Here is a 19369-nt window from a genome sequence, read left to right as displayed (position 1 = left end):
CGCCCCGACCCCATGGCCAAGAAAAGCACGAAGTCGAGCGGAAAGAAGAGGAAGGTCGCCCTCATCACCGGTGTCACCGGTCAGGACGGCGCGTACCTGAGCGAACTGCTGTTGAACAAGGGCTACGAGGTGCACGGCGTCAAGCGGCGCAGCTCGCTCTTCAACACCGACCGCATCGACCACCTGTACCACGACATGCACGAGAAGGGCCGTCCCTTCCACCTGCACTACGGCGACCTCACCGATAGTGTCAATTGCCTGCGCCTGGTGAAGGAGATCCAGCCCGATGAGATCTACAACCTGGCCGCCATGAGCCATGTGGCGGTGAGCTTCGAGATGCCCGAGTACACGGCCAACGCCGACGGCATCGGCACGCTCCGTTTCCTGGAGGCCATCCGCATCCTGGGCCTTGAGAAGAAGACCAAATTCTACCAGGCCTCCACCTCCGAGCTGTACGGCGGCGTGCTGCCCCGTGCCCAGAACGAGGAGACGCCCTTCTACCCGAAGAGCCCCTATGGCGTGGCCAAGCTCTACGGCTTCTGGATCACCAAGAACTACCGCGAGAGCTACAACATCTTCGCGTGCAACGGCATCCTCTTCAACCACGAGAGCCCGTTGCGCGGCGAGACCTTCGTGACCCGCAAGATCACCCGTGCCGTGGCCAAGATCAAGCTCGGCCTTCAGAAGACCCTGTACCTCGGCAACCTCGACGCCAAGCGCGACTGGGGCCACGCCAAGGATTATGTCGAAGGCATGTGGTTGATGCTTCAGCACAACAAGCCCGACGATTACGTGCTGGCCACCGGCAAGACCTACACCGTGCGCCACTTCATCGACCTGGCCTTCGCCGAAGTGGGCATCAAGCTGGATTGGAAGGGAAAGGGTGTGAAGGAGCAGGGCATCGACAAGAAGACCGGCAAGGTGCTCGTGGCCATCGACCCGCGCTACTACCGCCCGGCCGAGGTGGACCACCTGGAAGGCGATCCCGCCAAGGCCAAGCGCGTGCTCGGCTGGAAGCACAAATACGACCTGAAGGCCCTGGTGAAGGAGATGGTGGCGAGCGACGTGGAGCTCTTCAAGCGCGACGTGTACCTGAAGAAGGGCGGCCACAAGATCCTGCACGAACAGGAATGATCGGATCCGTTGCGTGTTGACGTGTTCCGTGTTGCGGGTTGCACCCGCGTCAACACGGAACACGTCAACGCGCTAACACGCAACGAACCATGAACAAGCAAGACAAAGTCTACGTGGCCGGCCACCGCGGCATGGTGGGCAGCGCCATCGTGCGCAAGCTGCAGGCCGAGGGCCATGCCAGCATCGTGGTGCGCACCAGCAAGGAGCTCGACCTGAAGGAGCAGCAGGCCGTGCGCGACTTCTTCGCCCAGGAGAAGCCCGCGTACGTGTACCTGGCCGCCGCCAAGGTGGGGGGCATCCACGCCAACAACGTGTACCGCGCCCAGTTCCTGTACGAGAACCTGATGATCGAGAGCAACATCATCCACGCCGCGCACGAGAACGGGGTGAAGAAGCTGCTCTTCCTGGGCTCCTCGTGCATCTACCCCAAGATGGCCCCCCAGCCGTTGAAGGAGGAGAGCCTGCTCACCGGCCTGCTCGAGCAGACCAACGAGCCCTACGCCATCGCCAAGATCGCGGGCATCAAGCTGGCCGAGAGCTATCGCCGCCAGTACGGGTGCAACTACATCAGCGCGATGCCCACCAACCTCTACGGGCCCAACGACAACTACGACCTCAACAACAGCCACGTGCTGCCCGCGCTCATCCGCAAGTTCCACACCGCCAAGGTGACCCGCTCGCCGAGCGTGGAGGTGTGGGGCACCGGTTCGCCCATGCGGGAGTTCCTGCACGTGGACGACCTCGCCGACGCGTGCTATTTCCTGATGAAGAACTACGATGAGGAGCTCTTCCTCAACATCGGCACGGGCGAGGACCTCACGATCAAGGCGCTGGCCGAGATGATCAAGGAGGTGGTGGGCTACACCGGCGAGCTGAAGTGGAACACCGAGAAGCCCGACGGCACGCCGCGCAAGCTGATGGACGTGACCCGCCTGCACAACCTGGGCTGGAAGCACCGCATCGGGCTGCGCGAGGGCATCACCGCCGTGTACGCCGAGTTCGCCAAGAGCGAGCTGGCGAAGGTGTGAGCCGTCCGCTCCATCCGCATCCTCAAGGCCCCGGTCCGCCGGGGCTTTGCTTTTCCCGCCCACGTGGCCGAGCTTTGTGGGAAAGCCGTGCCCATGCGCTCCCTGGCGCTCCTCTTCGCACCCATCCTGTCGGCCGGAGCCCTCGAGGCGCAGATCACCCTTGTGCTGCAACCCGACGCGACCAGTGGGCAGGACGCCGCCCTGCATGGCCTGGTGACGGAGGCGAACAACAACTGGGGCCAGGTGGATCAGGTCCCGGCGATGGCGTGGACCTTCCTCGGGGTGCCAGGCGTGGTCCGGGCCGCCCTCCGGTTCGACCTGTCGTCCATCCCGCAGGGCGCCCTGGTGCTGGATGCACGGCTCTCGCTGTATGCCTACGATTCGCCCGCCGGCTTCGGGCAACACTCGGACCTCAGCGGCCCCAACGAGGCCTGGATCCGCCGCATCACCACCCCCTGGGATGAGGCCACGGTCACATGGAACACCGCGCCCGCGTCCGTCACCGCCGGGCAGATCGCCCTTCCGGGCACATCCGACCCGCTGCACGACCATCTCCTCATCGACGTCACCGCCCTTGTGCAGACCATGGTGGATGACCCGGTCAACAGCCACGGCTTCTTGATCCGGCTGCAGGACGAGACCTACTACCGCCGCCTGAACTTCGCCACGAGCGAGCACGCCGATCCCCTGCGCAGGCCGAAGTTGGAGGTGACCTACCTGCCGGAAACGCTGACGGAGACCTGCATCACCTACGTGGGCCACATCCAGGACGCGCTGCTGCATGGGCTGATCTCCGAGGTGAACGTGAACTACGGGCTCACCCCGCAGTTGGCGGCGAGCGCGTGGACCTTCAACGGGGTCCCCGGCAACGTGCGTGCGCTCTTCGGGTTCAACGGTGTCCAGATCCCGCCCGGGACCGTGCTCACAGGCGCATGGCTTGACCTCTACGCGTGGGACCAGCCCGGTGGCCTGGGCCAGCATTCGGACCTGAGCGGACCCAACGATGCCTGGCTGCAGCGGGTGACCACGCCCTGGAGCGAAGCCACCGTGACGTGGAACATCCAGCCCACGGTGACCACCATGAACCAGGTGGCCCTGCCGGGCACTTCGGATCCCTGGCTCAACTACCTGAACATCGATGTGAGCGCCCTCGTGCAGGACATGATCGACGACCCGGCGAACAGCTTCGGCTTTCTTCTTCGCCAGCAGGACGAGACCCATTACCGCAGCCTGAACTTCTGCTCCAGCGAACACCCGGACCAGACCCGGTGGCCGCGGCTTCGCGTGTGCCACACGTTCCCGACCGGAGTGCCGGCGGAGCACCGACCTGCGCCAGTGCACCTTGCTCCGAACCCGGCCAACGACCGGTGCGTCGTGGATGCAGGCACTGACGTGATCGATCGGTTGGCGCTGTTCGATGCCACCGGGCGCTTGTGCCTGGTGCAACGCCCGGCCCGCAGCCAGGCCACCGTGGAGCTGAGCGCCCTGCCTCCGGGGCCCTACCTCGTGCAGGTGACCACCGCGGACGGAGCGCGACTCGTGCAGCGCTTGCTGATCGCGCGTTGAGGCCGTCGGGCTGGGCGGTGCCGGTTATCTTGCCGGGCCGCTCGCCCATGTTGACCCGTACCGTTCGTTGGTGGACCTTGTCCGTTTGGCTGGCTTGCAGCGGTGCCGCCGCGCAGCAGAACGACATCCCCCTGCAGCGCGACATCTACCTGGACGTGGAGCGCAACGCGGCCTGCCGCACCGCCCGCATCCACACCGGCCTGAAGCCCGTGATCCAGAGCCGCGCCGACCTCACCGGCGTGATGGGCTTCCGCGCGGACAGCACGCGCCGCTACTACTGGCTCACCGAGGTGCTCTTCCGTCGCCACCTGCTGCAGGTGCGGCCAAAGGGCGTGCGCCTGCACGCCGACCTGATGCTCGACCTGCAGATCGGCCAGGACTTCCGCGACAACACCCGCTTCGCCGACACCACCCGCTTCTACCAGAACACCCGCGGCTTCTGGGTCGCCGGTGACCTGGGCCCGCGCTTCTCCTTCCAGACCGCCTTCTTCGAGAACCAGGCCTTGTATCCGCAATACCTGTGGAACTGGACGCGCGAAGTGGGCGTGGTGCCCGGCCAGGGCCGCGTGAAGCCCTTCAACGGCCGCGCCTACGACTACGCTTGGGCCATGGGCCACGTGAGCTGGACGCCGCGCCGCTGGCTGAACGTGCAACTGGGGCAGGGGCGCCACCAGGTGGGCCACGGCTACCGCAGCATGCTGCTGAGCGACGCCAGCCCCACCTATCCCTTTCTGAAGCTGAGCCACCTGGGCTGGCAGGACCGCCTGCAGTACAGCACCATCTACGCCCAGCTGAACATGCTGAAGCGCCTGCCCACCGGCGAGAGCAGCGAAAGCCTCTTCCTGTGGAAGCGCGCCACCTTCACCCACCTGAGCCTCGACCTGGGCCGGGTGACCGTGGGCCTCTTCGAGGCTTCCATCTTCAAGCGCATCGACAGCGCCGGCGTGCGGCCCTTCAACGCGCTGGTGCTGAACCCCGTGATCGGCGTCAACACCCTGGTGAACGGCTTCGACGGCGACCACAAGCAGGTGCTGGGCCTGGACCTGCGCGTGAAGCTCACCGACAAGCTCTACGTGTACGGCCAGGGCGTCACTGACAGGCCCGGGCGCTACGGCTGGCAGGCCGGCTTCCGCTGGTTCAACCTCTTCGGCCTGGACATGCACCTGCAGGCCGAGTACAACAGCGCGCAGCCCTTCCTGTACATGCAGCGCGACGCCCTGACGGCGCACACCCACACCCAGCAGCCCCTGGCGCACCCCTACGGCGCGAACTTCGACGAGGCCGTCGTGATCCTGGACCACCGCATCCGTGGCAAGGTGCTGCTGCAGGCCAAGCTGAACCTGGCCACCTACCGCACCAATGGGCCCGACAGCCTGGGCGCCAACTACGGCAACGACCTGCTGCTGCCCGACGCCCCCGTGGAGGTCGTGGAGGGACCGGTCGTGCGCCAGCTGACCTACCTGGACCTGAACGCCAGCTACCTCATCAACCAGATGAGCAACATGCGGTTCACCATCGGCTACTGGATGCGCGACCTGAGCCCGGCGCCCGACCAGCAGAACACCGGCTACCTCTACGCCGCCTTCCGCATGGCCCTGTTCAACCGCTATTACGACTTTTGACCGCGGATGAAGGAGCACGGCTATATCCTGATCCTCGGCGCGGTGACGTCCTTCATCGTGGTGCTCTTCACCATGCCCAGCCTGATCAAGGTGGCCCGCCTGAAGCACCTGGTGGACGAGCCCGGCGATGCCCGCAAGGTGCACCACCGCAGCGTGCCCACCATCGGCGGCATCATCATCTTCGCCGCCGTCATCTTCTCCTACGCCCTCTGGTTCCCCCAGGCGGCCCTCATCAGTGAGGACGGCGAGGGCTACAAGGCCCTCTACCTGGCCATGGGGCAGGCCTACAAGGACTTCAAGTTCGTGCTGGCCGCCATGGTGCTGCTCTTCTTCATCGGCGTCAAGGACGACATCATCGGCTTCAGCCCTGTGAAGAAGCTGGTGGGCCACATGATCGTGGGCTACATCCTGGTGATCACGGCGGACATCCGCATCACCGACATGCACGGCCTGTTCGGTGTGTACGAGCTGCCGACGGCGCTGAGCATCGCGCTGAGCTTCTTCACCTACGTGGTGCTGGTGAACGCCTTCAACCTGATCGACGGGGTGGACGGCCTGGCGGGCGGCATCGGCCTCATCGCCGCCACGGTCTACGGCGTGTGGCTGTACATGGCCGGCGACGTCGCCCTCAGCCTGCTGGCCTTCGTGCTGGCCGGCGCGCTGGTGGGCTTCCTGGTCTTCAACTTCCACCCCGCGCGCATCTTCATGGGCGACAGCGGCTCGCTGATCATCGGCGCCATCATCGCCGTGCTGGCCATGAAAGTGGTGGACCACGACACCAGCCGCCTGCCGCTGGCCCTGCGGCAGATCCCCACGCCCATCTTCACCATGGCCGTGATCGCCTACCCGCTGGTGGACACCCTGCGCATCTTCATCGTGCGCACCGCCCGCGGCGTGTCGCCCCTGGCCGCCGACCGCAACCACATCCACCACCGCCTGATGGACATGGGGCTGGGCCACCGCCGCACCACCTTCGCCCTGTACGCCTACGCCCTCATCATCATCGGGCTCAGCCTGCTCACCCGCAAGTGGCACCCCAACGTGGGCCTGATGGTGCTGGGCAGTACCGCCGTGGTGCTCGCGCTGCTGCCCTTCGCCCTGCCGCAGAAGCGCACCACCCCATGAGGCCGCTGCTGCTGTTGGGCCTGCTGCTGTGGGCCGGCCTTGTGCACGCCCAGCCGGGCCTCTTCCCGCTGAGCCGCACCCTGGAGGCCCCCTACGCCGCCGGGCTGCACCGCTGGAAGCGCGGCCACCACACCGCCGTGCGGCCCTACCTGCGCGCCGACATCGCCGCCGTGCCCGGGGCCGACACGCTGCCCCACCCCGGCGCGCTGCCCTTCCTGGACCGCTGGGCCCGGGGCGACAGCGGCCGCTTCCGCGGCGCCCCGCTCGTGGACCTGCTCGGCGGCCTCTCCAGCGCCCGCACCACCGATCCGGCCTACCGCCTGGGCGCCGGCGGCTGGGCCGAGGTGGACCTGCACCCCTCCCTGACCCTGCACGCCGACGGCATGGGCTGGATGGAGCGCTTCCCCGCCCACCTCGACACGCTGGTGCAGGCTTCCGGCGTGGCGCCCTCCGAGGGCTATGCGTACGGCTCCGCACCCAACTACCTCCACTACGATTGGAACGCCCACCTCAACTGGACCACCTCCTCCTACTTCAACATCACCGTGGGGCGAGGCCGCAACTTCTGGGGCGAGGGCCACCGGTCGCTGATGCTGTCGGACAACGCCACCAGCTACCCCTACCTGCGCATCGCCACCACCTTCTGGAAGGTGCGCTACGTGAACCTCTACGCGCTGATGGACGACATCCGCGGCGCCGACGGTGTGCCCCGGCGCTTCCAGCGCAAGGCCACCAGCATGCACTACCTCAGCTACAACGTGACCCCGCGGATCAACTTCGGGCTCTTCGAGGCGGTGATCTGGCAGGACAACGACCCCGACTACCCGCGCGGCTTCGACTTCAACTACTGGAACCCGGTGATCTTCTACCGCCCCATCGAGTTCGGGCTGGGCTCGCCGGACAACGCCATCCTGGGCTTCGCCCTCCACATCAAAGTGGGCTGGCAGAGCCTCTTCTACAGCCAGCTGGTGCTGGACGAGTTCCTGCTGCGCGAGGTGCGTGGCGGCGACGGCTGGTTCGCCAACAAGCAGGGCTTCCAGCTGGGCTGGATGTCCTATGATGCGTTCAAGGTGAAGGGGCTCGATGTGCGGCTGGAGTTCAACTACGTGCGGCCCTTCATGTACACCCACAGCGACACGCGACAGAACCACGCCCACTTCAACCAACCGCTGGCGCATCCCTACGGCAGCAACTTCCATGAGTCGCTCGCCATCGTGGACTGGCGCCGCGGGCGTTGGAGCCTGCGCGAGCACCTCAGCTTCGCGGTGATGGGCCTGGACACCGGCCTCTACTCGTGGGGCAGCGACCTGTACCGCCCGGAGAAGGACCGCCCGGTGCGCGATGCCCAGGGCCGCCTGCAGAACTACGGCTTCTACCTGGCGGCGCCCGTGCAGGCGAACCTGCTGCACAACGAACTGCGCGGCGCCTATGTCCTCAGCGAGCGGGCCGGGCTGCAACTGGAGGCCGCCTACGTGTTCCGCTCCTTGGTGCCCGGGGTGGGCGACCCGCAGGTGCAGCACTGGGTGCGCGTGGGCCTGGCGGCCACCTTCCGGGACCGTTACACCGACCAGCAGCTGCGCACCGGCCGGCCCTGAACCGGCGAGCCCTGCGAAGGGCTACCTTTGCGCCGCTCCGGAACATCCCCACCTCCCCGTGCAGCGCTCCTCCGCCACCGCCGTCACCGCCCCCGCGGGTCTGTTGCGCGATGCGGCCGCCCTCTTCAAGTTGCGCTTGGCCAGCCTGGTGGTCTTCTCCGCCGGCCTCGGCTATTGGATGGGCAGCCCGGCCGGTGCGCTCGATCTGGGCGGCCTGCTGGTGCTGCTGCTCGCCGGCACCCTGGTCACCGGCGCCAGCAACGCCTTCAACCAGGTGTGGGAGCTGAACACCGATGCGCTGATGCACCGCACGGCCGAGCGGCCCCTGGTGCGCGGCAGCATGAGCATCACCACCGCCTTGCTGCTGGCCACTGCGGCGGGCATCGCCGGTCTGTGGATGTTGTGGGCCGTCTTCGGGGTGCTCACCGCGATACTCGGGCTGTTGAGCCTCTTCCTGTACGTGGCCCTCTACACCCCGATGAAGCGCCTCAGTCCCTGGGCCGTGTTCGTCGGGGCCTTCCCCGGCGCCTTTCCGCCCATGCTGGGCCATGTGGCCGCCACCGGCCAGTTCGGCCTCACCCCGGGCCTGCTCTTCGCTGGCCAGTTCATGTGGCAGTTCCCCCACTTCTGGGCCATCGCCTGGGTGCTGCACGAGGACTACGCCCGCGCCGGCTTCCGCCTGCTGCCCAGCGGGGAGCGCGACCGCTCCAGTGCCTTCCTGATCCTTTTGTACACCCTGTTCGTTATCCCTGTCGGTATGCTGCCCTGGGTGTTCGATCGGGTGGGGACCGTGGCCCTGGCCGTGGCCGTTCTGGCCGGCGGGGTGATGCTCGTCCCCGCCTGGATGCTCTACCGCACCGGCGACACGCGCCATGCACGGCGCCTGATGTTCGCCAGCTTCCTCTACCTCCCGGCGGTGCAGCTCGCCTACGTGCTGGACCGCTCATGACCACCTTCGCCTACTCCCCGGCCATCGAGGACCTTCCGCGCAAGCTCAAGGCCCGCAAGCTCCTCACCTGGCTCCTGCTCTTCACCATCGTGATGTTCTTCGCGGGGCTCACCAGCGCCTACGTGGTGAGCATGAGCGGCGGCTACTGGGTGGACATCCGCCTGCCCGACGCCTTCCTGGTGAGCACCGGGTGCATCGCCGTCAGCAGCCTCTTCATCCAGATGGCCCTCACCCGCGTGCGCCGCGGCGAGGTGGCCGGCGTGCCGTTGCTCATCGCCTTCACCCTGGCCTTCGGCATCGGCTTCGCCATCAGCCAGTTCCAGGGCTGGGGCCAGCTGGTGGACCGGGGCAACTTCGTGGTGGGCAAGGTGCTGCAGAACACGGGCACCTATGGCCAGGAATGGACCATCCGCCACCAGGGCCAGGCGCTCGTGCTGGAGGACGGCAAGTTCTACCGGCCTGACGACACCCAGCGCCGCAGCCCCGTGAACGCCGAGCTGGACGAGCAGAAGAACACGGCCAGCTCCTACATCTACGCCCTCACCGCCGCCCACCTGGCCCATCTGGCGCTGGGTCTGGTGAGCCTCGTGGTGATGCTGGTGCTGGCCGCCCGCGGCGCCTACACCCGGGCCGACCACGCCGGCCTGTGGGCCGGCACCATGTACTGGCACTTCCTGGGGCTGCTGTGGGTCTACCTCTTTTTGTTCTTGACCTTCGTTCACTAGGTTTGCGGCCGGACAAACGGAACCCATGGCAGGAGAAGCGACCAAGGCACTGAGCAACGACGTCCTCTGGGGCGGCGGGCGCTCCCCGTTCAGCATCAGCTACGGGAAGATGATGATGTGGTTCTTCCTGGTGTCCGACGCCCTCACCTTCTCCGGCCTGCTGGTGGCTTACGGCTTCGCCCGCCACGCCACCACGGACAGCTGGCCCATCGGCGAGGAGGTCTTCCGCGCCCTGCCCTTCATCCACGGCGACTTCCCGCTGATCTACGTGGCCCTGATGACGGCCATCCTCATCTTCAGCTCCGTCACCATGGTGCTGGCCGTGGAGGCCGGCCATCGCATGGACAAGAAGGGCGTCATCAAGTGGCTCTTCCTGACGGTGATCGGCGGCGCCTTCTTCGTGGGCAGCCAGGCGTGGGAGTGGAGCCACTTCATCCACGGCGGCGGCGGCTACATCACCGCGGCCGATGGCAGCAAGTACTGGGTGCATAACGACGACCACGATACGCACGACCCGGCCAACGCCGCCGGCTTCCACTTGGTGAAGGCCATGCCCGGCCACTATCTGAAGCCCGCCGAAGGCGACCACGCCCATGTGGAGGGCGCCGAGGCCCTGGCCCTGTGGAACGAACGCGTGGCCTACATCGATGGGGCCAACATGACCCGCAACGAGTACGGCCCCCCGCAGTATGCCAACTTCTTCTTCTTCATCACCGGCTTTCACGGCTTCCACGTCTTCAGCGGCGTGGTCATCAACCTCATCGTGCTGCTGATGGTGATGCGCGGGGTGTTCCACCGCCGCGGCCACTACGAGATGGTCGAGAAGGCCGGCCTCTACTGGCACTTCGTGGACCTGGTGTGGGTGTTCGTCTTCACCTTCTTCTACCTCCTCTGATCAACCGGACCCGCCGTCATGGAACGCGACGACATCATCGAGTACAGCCTGGACGCCCATCACGGTGAGGAGGAGGGCCGTCGGATCCGACGCAAGATCTGGGCGGTGACCGGTCTGCTGGCCGTGATCACCACCATCGAAGTGGCGGTGGGCGCCTACTGGAAGGAGTGGTTCGATGCTTCGGCCTGGCACATGATCAAGCTGCTGTACGTGGTGCTCACCCTGGTGAAGGCCGGTTACATCGTGGCCGTCTTCATGCACTTGGGCGATGAGCGCCGCAACATCCGCGCGATCATCCTGGTGCCCTACGCGTTGTTCATCCTGTATCTCCTCTGGATCGCGATATGGGAGTCGAACTACGTCCACCACCTGTGGACGGAGTTCCTCTGAGCCGAGGGATGCGCCCCGCGCCACGCTGGAAGAAGATCGCCGTCCTGGGCGGCATCCCGCTCTTCATCCTGCTCCTGTTCCTCTTCTTCGCACCGCCCCTGGGCCTGGCGAAGCACCGCTACGCCTTCCTGCCCTACTACGGCCCCAAGGAGGTGAACGCCCCCGGCGACACCACCTACTTCACCGTGCCGCCCTTCGCCTTCACCGACCAGTTCGGCCGTCCCTTCAGCGACCGCGACGTGGAGGGCCGCATCCTGGTGGTCGACTTCTTCTTCACCCGCTGCACCACCATCTGCCCGCGCATGACGCGCCAGATGCAGCAGTTGCAACTGAAGCTCGACGACGACGCCTTCGACGACGTGGTCTTCCTGAGCCATACGGTGGACCCGGAGAACGACACGGCCGAGGTGCTCAACGCCTACGCCCGCCGCCACCAGGCCGACACCGCCCGCTGGAAGTTCCTCACCGGCCCCAAGGCGGACCTGTACCTGCTGGGCAGCGAGGGCTACTTCCTGGCCGCCCGCGAGGACGTGATGGCGCCCGACGGCTTCCTGCACTCGGAGATGTTCGTGCTGGTGGATAAGGACCGCCACATCCGCGGCTACTACGACGGCACCAAAACGGCCGAGGTGGGGCGCCTGGCCGGCGACATCAAGATGCTGCTGAAGGAGGAGAAGGTGCGCCGGCGCGAGGCCGCCGAGCGTGGCTCGTGAACCCCGCTTCCCGCTGAGCGTTCACCCCGCATGCCCCCCCGCGAAGCCCATCCCGCCCGCAGCCTCCGCCTGGAGGAGCGCCCCGCCAAACGCCTCATCTGGGCCTTCTCGGCCATCGTCTTCACGGCCGTGGTGGTGCTCAACCGCGTGCAAGTACCAGCGCCCGAGGGCCTCGACGTGCACGTGTTCGCCCGCATCAACGCCGTGCTCAACAGCCTGGTGAGCGTGCTGCTGCTGACGGGCCTTTTCACCGCCAAGGCCGGCCGCTGGGCCGCCCACCGCGCGGCCATGATGGGCGCCATGGCCCTCAGCGTCCTCTTCCTGGTGAGCTACATCATCCACCACCTCTTCGCCGGCGACACGGCCTTCGGGGGCACCGGTGCGGTGAAGGTGCTGTACTACGTGATCCTGTTCAGCCATATCGTGCTGGCCGGCATCAGCCTGCCCTTCATCCTGTTCACCTCCTACCGCGCCCTGTCGGCGCAGTACCCCGAGCACCGCCGCCTCGCCAGGCGGGTGTGGCCCGTGTGGTTCTACGTGAGCGTCACCGGCGTGGTGGTGTACCTGATGATCAGCCCGTATTACTGAGGCTTGAGCAGCCCCTACCTTTGCCCCATGCTCCGCCGCGCCTGGCCCGTGCTGTTGCTTGCGCTGCTGCTGTTGCCCGCCGAGGTGTGGGCGCAGGGGTGCGCCATGTGCAAGGCCACCGTGGAAGGCCAGCAGCAGCCCTTCGGAGGCGAACAGTCGGTGGGGCGGGGGCTCAACCTGGGCATCCTCTACCTGATGGCTGTGCCCTACCTGCTGCTCTTCCTGCTGTTCCGCAAGCGCATCGTGGGCTTCTTCAAGGAGTTCGCCGCCGCGCAGGGGTGAACCGATCATCCGGCTGACGAACTTCGCGGGGCGCCCGATCGGCGCCCGTTCGTTCATGACCATGACGTATCGCACACTCCGCCTCGGCGCCACGCTTGTCGCAAGTGCCACCCTACTGCTCGCCCACGCCCAGCAGAAGACCCCCTTCACCTACGCCGATATGCTGATGCTCGACCGCATCAGCGGGCTGGCCGTGGACCCGGAAGGCAGCGCCGCCCTCTTTTCCGTACGCGCCACCGACATGGAGGCGAACCGTGGGGTGAGCGCGCTGTGGATGAAGGACCTGCGGGATCCGAAGAGGCCGGAGGTGAAGGTGCCTGTGGGTGAAGGCGGCGCCGGCGATGTGCAGTGGTCGGGCGACCGATCGGGGTTCTACTTTCTGAGCGCTCGCGGGGATGGTGGCATCACCCAGGTGTGGAAGGCCGACGCCCAAGGGCGCGGCCGCCGAGCCGATCACCGCGCTGCCCCTGGACGTGCAGGCCTACCGCGTGGCCCCCGATGGCTCCGGTCTGGTGGTGGCGTTGGCCGTGTACCCGGACTGCGACGACGCCATCGCCTGCACGCAGGAACGCCTGAAGGCCCAGGAGGGCGTGAAGGCCAGCGGCCACGTGTACGACCGTGTGTTCATGCGCCACTGGGACACGTGGAAGGATGGCACGCGCAACCACCTCTACTACCTGTCCCTGAAGGAACCCAACGCTCAACCCGTGCCGCTCATGACCGGCTTCGATGGCGACTGCCCCACCATGCCCTTCGGCGGCAGTGAGGACTTCGTGATCGCCAAGGACGGCCGCACCGTGTACTTCAGTGCCCGCGCGGCCGGGAGGACCGAGCCATGGAGCACCAACTTCGACCTCTACAGCGCGCCGGTGACCGGCGGCGCTCCGAAGAACCTCACCGCCGGCAACCCCGCTTGGGACGCGCAGCCGGTGATCTCGCCCGATGGCACCAAGCTCGCCTATAAGGCCATGAAGCGCCCAGGCTACGAGGCCGACCGCTTTCAACTGAAGGTGATGGACATCGCCACCGGCGCTGTCACCGATGTGGCCGCCGCATGGGATCGGAGCGCCAGCGGCCTCGCCTGGAGCCGCGATGGCAAGAGCCTGCTCGTCACCGCTGATGACCTCGGCAAGCATCGCCTCTTCCGCATCGACATCACCACCAACGCGGTCACGCCCCTGAGCACCGACGGCCACCTCGACGCCTTCGCGGAAACGCCCAAGGGCTTCGTGTTCCAGAAGAGCGGGCTCAGCGGCCCGGCGCAGCTCTACACCAGCGTGCCCAAGGCCAAGTTCATCGACCAGGGCGCTGTGGTGCTCACGCAGGTGAACGCTTCGCTCAAGGACAAGGCCTTCGGCGCCTACGAGCAGTTCAGCTTCCCCGGCTGGAACAACGAGACGGTCTACGGTTACGTGCTGAAGCCCACGAACTACACGGAAGGCAACAAGTACCCCGTGGCCTTCCTCATCCACGGCGGTCCACAGGGCAGCTTCGGCGATGGCTGGAGCTACCGCTGGAACCCGCAGACCTACGCGGGGCAGGGCTTCGCGGTGGTGATGATCGACTTCCACGGCAGCACCGGCTACGGCCAGGCCTTCACTGATGCGATCAACGAGCACTGGGGCGACCGTCCGCTGGAGGACCTGCAGAAGGGCCTGGCCTTCGCGCTCGGCAAGTACCCCTTCCTCGATGGCGGCAACGTGGCGGCGCTGGGTGCGAGCTACGGCGGATTCATGATCAACTGGATCGCCGGGGTGTGGAACCAACCCTTCAAGGCGCTGGTGTCGCACTGCGGCATCTTCGACACGCGCGCCATGGGCTACAGCACCGAGGAGCTGTGGTTCACCGACTGGGAGAACGGCGGCAGCGTGTTCACCAAGCCCGCCAACTACGAGACCTTCAACCCGCTGCTCCATGCGGAGAAGTGGCGCGTGCCCATGCTCGTCATCCACGGCGACAAGGACTTCCGCGTGCCGCTCACCCAGGGCATCGGCAGCTTCACCGCCTGCCAGGCCAAGGGCATTGAGAGCAAGTACCTGCGCTTCCCCGATGAGAACCACTGGGTGCTGAAGCCGCAGAACTCCATGCAGTGGCATACCGAGGTGTTCGGGTGGTTGGAGAAGCTCATCGGTGGGGGGCGGTAAGGTCCACACACTATCTTCGCCCCGCGTTCTTTCCATCGCTTATCCAGAAAGGCAGAGGGACTGGCCCTGTGAAGCCTTGACAACCACCTCCTTGGTCCCACCGGGAGGAAGGTGCCAAATCCAGTTCCGCCGCAAGGCGGGAAAAGATGAGCCGGGAACAGGTAGCTGCACGCGCGTGCAATGACCTCATCCGGTGGATCCGGGTGGGGTTTTTTCATTTCTGCCGGGGGCCCGATGCGGACGATGGCAGGCAAATGTTGAACGCATGAAGACGATCGAACAACTCGCCCAAGAACCCGCCTCCGCCTTGCTGGCTGCGGCGGACAAGCGCATCCTCGTCCTCGACGGGGCCATGGGCACCATGATCCAACGCCTCGGCCTCACCGAGGAGGACTTCCATCCCAAAGGCATGGAGGACCACAAGATCCTGCTCAAGGGCAACAACGAACTGCTCTCGCTCTCGCGCCCCGATGCCATCCGCACCATCCACGAGCAATACCTGGAGACCGGCGCCGACATTGTGGAGACGAACACCTTCAGCGCCACCAGCATCGCGCAAGCCGAGCACGAGTGCAGCCACTTGGCGCGCGAGATAAACCTCGCTTCGGCACGCTTGGCCAGGGAAGCCTGTGCCAAGTACACCGCGATGGACCCGAGCAAGCCGCGCTTCGTGGCCGGCGCCATCGGGCCCATGAACAAGACCGCCTCGCTCAGCCCCGACGTGAACGACCCCGGCTACCGCGCCGTCACCTTCGACCAGCTTGTGAGCGCCTACAAGGAGCAGGTGGAGGCCCTGCTCGACGGCGGTGTGGACATCCTGCTGGTGGAGACCATCTTCGACACGCTCAACGCCAAGGCCGCCTTCTACGCCATCGACGAGGTGTTCGAGGAGCGGGGCACCCGCGTGCCGCTCATGTGCAGCGTCACCATCACCGATGCCAGCGGGCGCACCCTCAGCGGCCAGACCATCGAGGCCTTCCTCATCAGCATGCAGCATGTGCCGCTCTTCAGCATGGGCCTCAACTGCGCGCTGGGCGCGGCCCAGATGCGGCCCTACACGGAGGTGATCGCCGAGCAGAGCCCCTGCCGCGTGAGCATCTACCCCAACGCCGGCCTGCCCGATCAGATGGGCGAGTACCGCGAAACGCCCGAGGTCACCGCGCGCCTCGTGGGGGAGTTCATGGCCAACGGCTGGGTGAACGTGGTGGGCGGGTGCTGCGGGACCACGCCGGAGCATATCGCGGCGCTGGCGAAGGAGGCGGGGAAGCATGCGCCTCGTGCAACACCGGTGCTGGCATGAATGCTTCACCACAGAGGCACAGAGGGCACAGAGAAGTCAGAGGATGACGCATAACGAAGTATCGAGCCTCGTCATCAAGGCGGCCATCGCCGTGCATCGCGCTTTGGGGCCGGGTCTTCTTGAAAGCGTGTATCAAGTCTGCTTGTTGGCCGAACTGAAGAGCATGGGGCTGCGAGTGCAAGAACAGGTCGCCGTGCCCATAGTTTATCGTGGGGAGCGGCTGGCGAATGATTTGCGCATCGATCTGCTGGTTGAAGATCGGGTCATCGTAGAGATCAAGGCTGTTGAAGAGCTCCATCCCATCCATACAGCCCAGCTGCTCACGTATTTGAAGCTGACCAACAAGAAGCTCGGCCTGCTCATCAACTTCAATACGACCAAGCTCATTGAAGGGCTCGAGCGCGTCATGAACGGATATCTGGACGAAGGAGAATAGCATGAATGCTTCACCACAGAGACACAGAGAACACAGAGAAGCAGGACTGCTATTCCGCCGGTCCCGCATGCCCGTTTCCATTTTCTCCCATCGCATTCCTCCGTGCTCTCTGTGTCTCTGTGGTGAAACGTGCACCGGAGATTCTGCATTCCTCTGTGCCCTCTGTGCCTCTGTGGTGAACCTGCATTGAAATGAGCATCCCCACCTACTCCGGCCTAGAGCCCCTCCGCATCTTCCCGGGTTCCAACTTCGTCAACATCGGCGAGCGCACGAACGTCACGGGCAGTGCGGCCTTCCGCAAGCTGATCAAGAACGGCAACTACGACGAGGCCGTGAGCGTGGCCCGCCAGCAGGTGGAGAACGGCGCAAGTCATCGACGTGAACCTCGATGAGGGCATGATCGATGGCGTGGAGGCCATGCGCAAGTTCATCAACCTCATCGCCGCCGAGCCCGACATCGCGCGTGTGCCGGTGATGATCGACTCGTCGAAGTTCAGTGTGGTGGAGGCGGGCCTGAAATGCCTACAAGGCAAGGGCATCGCCAACAGCATCAGCCTGAAGGAAGGGGAGGCGGAGTTCCTGCGGCAGGCCAAGATCATCCGTCGCCTGGGCGCCGCCACCGTGGTGATGTGCTTCGATGAGCAGGGCCAGGCCGACAACTACGAGCGCCGCATCGCCATCGCGCAGCGCAGCTACGACCTGCTGACGCAGAAGGCCGGTTTTGCGCCGCACGACATCATCATCGACGCGAACATCCTCACCGTGGCCACCGGCATGGCCGAGCATGATCGTTACGCCATCGACTTCATCGAAGGTGTGCGCTGGATCAAGCAGAACTTGCCCGGTGCGCTCACCAGCGGCGGCGTGAGCAACGTGAGCTTCAGCTTCCGTGGCAACGAGCCCGTCCGCGAGGCCATCCACACGGCCTTCCTTTATCACGCGATCAAAGCGGGGCTCGACATGGGCATCGTGAACGCCGGCCAGATCGGTGTGTACGACGACATCCCGAAGGACCTCTTGGAGCACGTGGAGGATGTGTTGCTCGCGCGTCGCCCCGATGCCACCGAGCGCATGGTGGCCTTCGCGGAGCAGTTCAAGGGCGCGCCTTCAGCCGAAGCCGTGGCTGCACAGGCCGCCTGGCGCGAAGGTTCCGTGGAGGAACGCTTGAAGCACGCCCTGGTGCATGGCGTCACCGAGTTCATCGAAGCCGATACCGAGGAAGCGCGCGTGAAATACGTGGACCCGGTGCTGGTGATCGAGAGTCCTCTGATGGCCGGCATGAACGTGGTGGGCGACCTCTTCGGCAGCGGGAAGATGTTCCTGCCCCAAGTGGTGAAGAGCGCCCGCGTGATGAAACGCGCCGTGGCGTACCTCGAGCCGTTCCTTGCGGAGAAGAAGGCCGCGCAGGTGATCGGCACGCAGAAGGAAGGCGCGAAGAAGGTGCTGCTCGCCACGGTGAAGGGCGATGTGCACGACATCGGCAAGAACATCGTGGGCGTGATCCTGGCCTGCAACGGCTGGCAGGTGATCGACCTCGGCGTGATGGTGCAGAGCGCCACCATCCTGAAGACCGCCTGCGAAATGAAGGTGGACATCATCGGCCTGAGCGGGTTGATCACGCCCTCGCTGGACGAGATGGTGCACGTGGCGAAGGAGATGGAGCGCGAAGGTTTTGAGACCCCGCTGCTGATCGGAGGTGCCACCACCAGTCGTGTGCACACCGCCGTGAAGATCGCGCCGCACTACAGCAAGCCCGTGGTGCACGTGATCGACGCCAGCCGCAGTGTGCCCGTGGTGAGCAACCTGCTCAGCGACAACGAACGCGCACGTTTCGAGAGTGAAGTAAAGGACGAATACGCCAAGGTGCGCTCGCAATACGAGGGCAGTCAGCGCGAGAAGGAGTACGTGCCGCTGGAAGAAGCGCGCGCCAAGAAGTTCGTCATCGACTTCGCTGCTGAGCCTCCCGTGGTTCCGAAGAGCACCGGCATCTTCACCTACCGCAACTACCCGCTGGCCGAGCTGGCGCCCTACATCGACTGGACGCCCTTCTTCATGGCCTGGGAGCTGGCCGGCAAGTTCCCGCGCATCCTCGAGGACGAGGTGGTGGGCAAGCAGGCCACACAGCTATACAACGATGCGAAGAACATGCTGGACCGCATCGTGAAGGAGCAGTGGATCCAGGCGCACGGTGTCGCAGCGATCTGGCCGGCCAACACCATCGACCATGACGACATCACCCTCTACGGCGATCCCGCCCGCACCAAGGCCATCGGTCGGGTGCACACGCTCCGCCAGCAGAGCAAGAAAGCGCCCGGCGTGCCCTGCCTCGCCCTCGCCGACTTCATCGCCCCGGCCGGCACGCCCGACTTCCTCGGCGGCTTCGCGGTGAGCGCGGGCCACGGGGTGGACGAACGGGTGAAGCGCTTCGAGGCCGCGCACGACGACTACAGCGCCATCCTGCTCAAGGCCTTGGCCGACCGCCTGGCCGAGGCTTTCGCCGAGAAGCTGCACGAGGTGGTGCGCCAGGAGCTCTGGGGCTACGAGACCGTGCGCCTCAGCAATGAGCAGTTGATCAAGGAGGAGTACCAAGGCATCCGTCCGGCACCGGGTTACCCCGCCTGCCCCGACCACACCGAGAAGCCCGAGCTCTTCCGCCTGCTCGATGCCACGAAGCACACGGGCATCACCCTCACTGAGAGTCTGGCCATGAGCCCGGCGGCCGCGGTGAGCGGCTGGTACTTCGCACATCCGCAGGCCAGGTACTTCGGCGTGGGGCGCGTGGCCAGGGACCAGGTGGAGGACCTGGCACGGCGGAAGGGGCGGCCGGTGGAGTGGATGGAGAAGTGGCTGGGGAGCAACCTGGCCTATTGAACCTTC

Annotated in this window: 14 protein-coding genes, 2 pseudogenes and 1 riboswitch; all 16 genes and pseudogenes read left to right on the top strand. The window is 65.7% G+C overall.

Annotated features, from left to right (window positions below; genetic code table 11):
- Positions 1 to 12: 12 nt before the first annotated feature.
- The 16 genes and pseudogenes from gmd (at position 13) to metH (ending at position 19363) form a co-directional block, all read left to right on the top strand.
- The gene (gmd, locus tag IPJ87_12860; GenBank protein ID MBK7942742.1) at positions 13 to 1134 is read left to right on the top strand and encodes a GDP-mannose 4,6-dehydratase; all 1122 of its coding nucleotides are present in this window, start codon (positions 13 to 15) and stop codon (positions 1132 to 1134) included.
- A gap of 89 nt (positions 1135 to 1223) precedes the next feature.
- Complete coding sequence (locus tag IPJ87_12855) at positions 1224 to 2162, top strand: GDP-L-fucose synthase (protein MBK7942741.1); 939 nt, start codon at positions 1224 to 1226, stop codon at positions 2160 to 2162.
- Between the two features lie 87 nt (positions 2163 to 2249).
- Positions 2250 to 3728 carry a DNRLRE domain-containing protein gene (locus tag IPJ87_12850; protein ID MBK7942740.1) on the top strand — a complete coding sequence of 493 codons (1479 nt, stop codon included), beginning with the start codon at positions 2250 to 2252 and terminating at the stop codon, positions 3726 to 3728.
- 77 nt (positions 3729 to 3805) lie between these two features.
- Positions 3806 to 5350, top strand: coding sequence for a hypothetical protein (locus IPJ87_12845; GenBank protein ID MBK7942739.1), 1545 nt, complete (start codon positions 3806 to 3808; stop codon positions 5348 to 5350).
- 6 nt (positions 5351 to 5356) lie between these two features.
- Positions 5357 to 6475, top strand: a complete 1119-nt coding sequence (locus IPJ87_12840) for an undecaprenyl/decaprenyl-phosphate alpha-N-acetylglucosaminyl 1-phosphate transferase (protein MBK7942738.1) — start codon at positions 5357 to 5359, stop codon at positions 6473 to 6475.
- Positions 6476 to 7903: 1428 nt separating this feature from the next.
- A complete protein-coding gene (gene cyoE / locus IPJ87_12835) occupies positions 7904 to 9019 on the top strand; it encodes a protoheme IX farnesyltransferase (protein ID MBK7942737.1) in 1116 nt (371 codons plus the stop codon).
- Entirely contained in the window at positions 9016 to 9744 is a 729-nt protein-coding gene (locus tag IPJ87_12830; protein MBK7942736.1) for a cytochrome c oxidase subunit 3, read from the top strand. Before cyoE ends, IPJ87_12830 begins: the two co-directional genes overlap by 4 nt.
- Before the next feature lie 25 nt (positions 9745 to 9769).
- The gene (locus IPJ87_12825) at positions 9770 to 10639 is read left to right on the top strand and encodes a cytochrome c oxidase subunit 3 (GenBank protein MBK7942735.1); all 870 of its coding nucleotides are present in this window, start codon (positions 9770 to 9772) and stop codon (positions 10637 to 10639) included.
- Positions 10640 to 10657: 18 nt separating this feature from the next.
- Positions 10658 to 11029 (top strand): cytochrome C oxidase subunit IV family protein, encoded by a 372-nt coding sequence (locus IPJ87_12820; protein ID MBK7942734.1) that lies wholly within the window; start codon positions 10658 to 10660, stop codon positions 11027 to 11029.
- An 8-nt stretch (positions 11030 to 11037) separates the two neighbouring features.
- Positions 11038 to 11742: an SCO family protein gene (locus IPJ87_12815; GenBank protein ID MBK7942733.1), complete on the top strand. Its 705-nt coding sequence runs from the start codon at positions 11038 to 11040 to the stop codon at positions 11740 to 11742.
- Between the two features lie 30 nt (positions 11743 to 11772).
- Positions 11773 to 12330: a DUF420 domain-containing protein gene (locus tag IPJ87_12810; protein ID MBK7942732.1), complete on the top strand. Its 558-nt coding sequence runs from the start codon at positions 11773 to 11775 to the stop codon at positions 12328 to 12330.
- 27 nt (positions 12331 to 12357) lie between these two features.
- The gene (locus tag IPJ87_12805; GenBank protein ID MBK7942731.1) at positions 12358 to 12612 is read left to right on the top strand and encodes a hypothetical protein; all 255 of its coding nucleotides are present in this window, start codon (positions 12358 to 12360) and stop codon (positions 12610 to 12612) included.
- A 61-nt stretch (positions 12613 to 12673) separates the two neighbouring features.
- Positions 12674 to 14756: pseudogene (locus IPJ87_12800) on the top strand (S9 family peptidase).
- Between the two features lie 36 nt (positions 14757 to 14792).
- Positions 14793 to 14909: riboswitch (SAM riboswitch) on the top strand.
- A 112-nt stretch (positions 14910 to 15021) separates the two neighbouring features.
- Positions 15022 to 16056: a homocysteine S-methyltransferase family protein gene (locus IPJ87_12795; protein ID MBK7942730.1), complete on the top strand. Its 1035-nt coding sequence runs from the start codon at positions 15022 to 15024 to the stop codon at positions 16054 to 16056.
- Positions 16057 to 16099: 43 nt separating this feature from the next.
- Positions 16100 to 16492, top strand: coding sequence for a GxxExxY protein (locus IPJ87_12790; GenBank protein ID MBK7942729.1), 393 nt, complete (start codon positions 16100 to 16102; stop codon positions 16490 to 16492).
- Between the two features lie 191 nt (positions 16493 to 16683).
- Positions 16684 to 19363: pseudogene (metH, locus tag IPJ87_12785) on the top strand (methionine synthase).
- Positions 19364 to 19369: the final 6 nt, after the last annotated feature.

It is taken from the genome of Flavobacteriales bacterium (assembly GCA_016713875.1).
In the GTDB taxonomy this organism is placed as follows: Bacteria; Bacteroidota; Bacteroidia; order Flavobacteriales_F; family PHOS-HE28; genus PHOS-HE28.
This window is presented reverse-complemented; position numbering and strand designations above follow the sequence as displayed.